The organism is Pseudomonas gessardii (genome assembly GCF_001983165.1).
GTDB lineage: Bacteria > Pseudomonadota > Gammaproteobacteria > Pseudomonadales > Pseudomonadaceae > Aquipseudomonas > Aquipseudomonas gessardii.
Genome location: NZ_MNPU01000107.1, coordinates 1 through 2,555 on the forward strand (window position 1 = coordinate 1; position 2,555 = coordinate 2,555).

Genomic DNA, 2,555 nt, shown 5'->3' on the forward strand with positions numbered 1-2,555 from the left:
CAATGATGTCCATTGATATCACCCCAGATTCTCCAGCCAAAAGACCGGATGGTTGCACACACCGGGGTGGAAACTATTGGACGCTGTTTACCCCGGGAATCTGGAAACTTTTGCACGCTGTTTAACATTTCTGGGTCGCTTGGGTCACCAACAATGAAGTTTTTCGCAGCGACAGCAAGGGCGCTGGTGAACTTTTCGAATATCGACTCCTGAACCAGCAATCGCGATCCGGATACGCAGCTCTGGCCGGCGCCGGAGAAAATCGCTGCTTGCGCACCACGTAGTGCAAACTCAAGGTCGGCATCGTCGAATACGATGTTTGCAGATTTGCCGCCGAGCTCAAGAACGGCAGGAATGCAACGCTGTGCAGCGGCAACTGCGACATGTCGACCGGTTGCCGGCGAACCAACGAAGACAACCTTACGGATATCGGCATTCGCGATAATGCTCTGCCCAATGGTGTGTCCAAAGCCAGCAATGATGTTGACCAAGCCCTTGGGAGTACCTGCACGCTCGATCAATACACCCAGGACTAATGAAGTGAGTACAGTTAGCTCGGAAGGCTTCAAGATAACCGCATTACCAGCTGCGATGGCTGGAGCAATTTGCCAGCCGGCGGTAAAAATCGGTGCGTTCCAGGGGGTAATCTGAAATACGGTTCCTAAGGGTTCGTAGGTAACCTAATTGAGGTGCGAGGTAGGTACAGGGATCACTTCGCCATGAAGCTTGTCTGACCAGCCTGCGTAATACTCAAACATCTCAGCAACTTTCGCGACTTCGACTTTCGCATCACGAATGGGCTTGTTAGCCGTGATTGACTCGATCTGGGCTAGCGAATCAGCCTCTTGGCGAATCAAGGCGCCAATCTGATACATGACCCGACCACGAGCCTGCCCTGTGAGCTCCGACCACTTCGATTGAGCTCCCTTTGACGCTTTGTCAACCAACGCCACCAGAGAATCATCAGCGTCTGGGTAGCTCAGCAGCAAGCTATCATCATGAGCATTACGCACCTCAACAGTCGAACCGTGGCCTTCAACAAACTCACCACCGATGTAACTGGCCACGACCCTGCGATCACCCCAGAAGGGACGTAACAACTCTAAAAGTGTTTGTACGCTCATTGATTAATCCCCACGGCCAAAAAGTTCTGTATCAGTACACTGCACGATTGCACAAAAGTCTTCGTTGTCAGCAAGCGTGGCGCTGCTTGCTTTCCAAAGGGAAGCCACTAGGTGAGACAGTGGAAGATCCAGATCAAAGCCATTTGCCAATTCACTGGCCAACCCAACATCTTTGCGCATCAACCCCATGGTAAAACCAGAGTCGTACGCTTTATTAAGTACCCAGGTGGGGAACATCACTTGCGAAGCAGCACTACGACCCGAACCTGCATTGAGTCCTTCTACTAATTTTTCAGGAGCAACTTCTGCCTTGGCAGCCATGGCAATCGCTTCAGCGGTGCTGATGAGATGACAGGCTGCAAGCATGTTGTTCGCAATCTTGGCAACGTTGCCAGCACCCGATCCACCAATGTGAACACGTGTTGCACTCATCGCTTCGAGCACAGGCATTGCGCGCGCGAGATCATCGACCTCGGCACCGATTACCATGGACATGGTGCCTGTCGCCGCCCCCTTGGGGCCACCCGATACCGGCGCATCTATAAAAGCGATGTCCAGTTTCCGCAAAGCAGATGCAATCTTGCGACTCGTTTCCGGCATGGAGGTCGTGGTGTCAATAACGATCAACCCCTCACTACCAAACTCGGTAATCCCTCCCTTTTCCAAGCATACCGCCTCGACATGTTCGGCCTTTGGTAGGGATAAAATCAAAACATCTGACTGTTTGATCAATTGGTTGCGAACAGTAACTGTCTTTACGCCTTTGCTCTTGGCCTGAGCCAACGCGACTTCAGAAAGGTCAAAGCCGCTTACATCGAACCCTTTACTGGCCAGGGTGACAGCCATACCGCCCCCCATATTGCCTAGCCCAATCACACCAATTTTTACTGACATACTCTGCTCCTCTTTTAATTTTTCTGTACAAACTCAAGGATCACATTTCCGGCAGTTTCCGGTGCGACCAAAACACGACCGGGCACTTCAAAATAAGAAAATTCATTTTTATGGAGAACCCAACGCACATTGTTTAGGCTTTTAGCATGTAACTTAATCGCAATTGCATGAGGCCTCTCCTTGGCTACTCGGGGCAGCGGAACGCCTGCGTATTCTTCCGCGGCTGTTTCGGCATCCATTGCGCGCAGTATTCCACACTGTGTATTAGCCTCAAGTACATTACCGTTGCACTTTACAGCTTCACCATACATAGCTCGCCAGCGAGCCTCTAACAGCGCGGGATCCGCTAGATAAGTTATTGCAGAAATACCTTCAACACCGTTTGGATGGTTCTGCCAACCTTTAACCCAGGCGGTTGCAGGAGCTGAGTGCAACACGGTTATTGAATTGACGCAGGAGCATCATATTGCATAGCCAAGGCTTTCTGCATCACTTCGCTCATGACTTCGATAGGACATTTGAAATCGAAGCGCTTAC

The 2,555-nt window shown here is 51.0% G+C and carries 1 protein-coding gene and 2 pseudogenes; all 3 read right to left on the bottom strand.

Annotation, left to right across the window (positions count from 1 at the left end; genetic code table 11):
- A pseudogene (locus BLL38_RS29710) lies at nt 1-1,124 on the bottom strand (aldehyde dehydrogenase family protein); the annotation flags it as partial.
- 3 nt (nt 1,125-1,127) lie between these two features.
- The gene (locus BLL38_RS29715; RefSeq protein WP_076965364.1) at nt 1,128-2,018 is read right to left on the bottom strand and encodes an NAD(P)-dependent oxidoreductase; all 891 of its coding nucleotides are present in this window, start codon (nt 2,016-2,018) and stop codon (nt 1,128-1,130) included.
- Between the two features lie 14 nt (nt 2,019-2,032).
- A pseudogene (locus BLL38_RS31615) lies at nt 2,033-2,440 on the bottom strand (VOC family protein); the annotation flags it as partial.
- Nucleotides 2,441-2,555: the final 115 nt, after the last annotated feature.

Excerpts from the sequence above, each read along its gene's own strand:
- BLL38_RS29715 (WP_076965364.1), bottom strand. The coding sequence starts at position 2,018 with ATGTCAGTAAAAATTGGTGTGATTGGGCTAGGCAATATGGGGGGCGGT.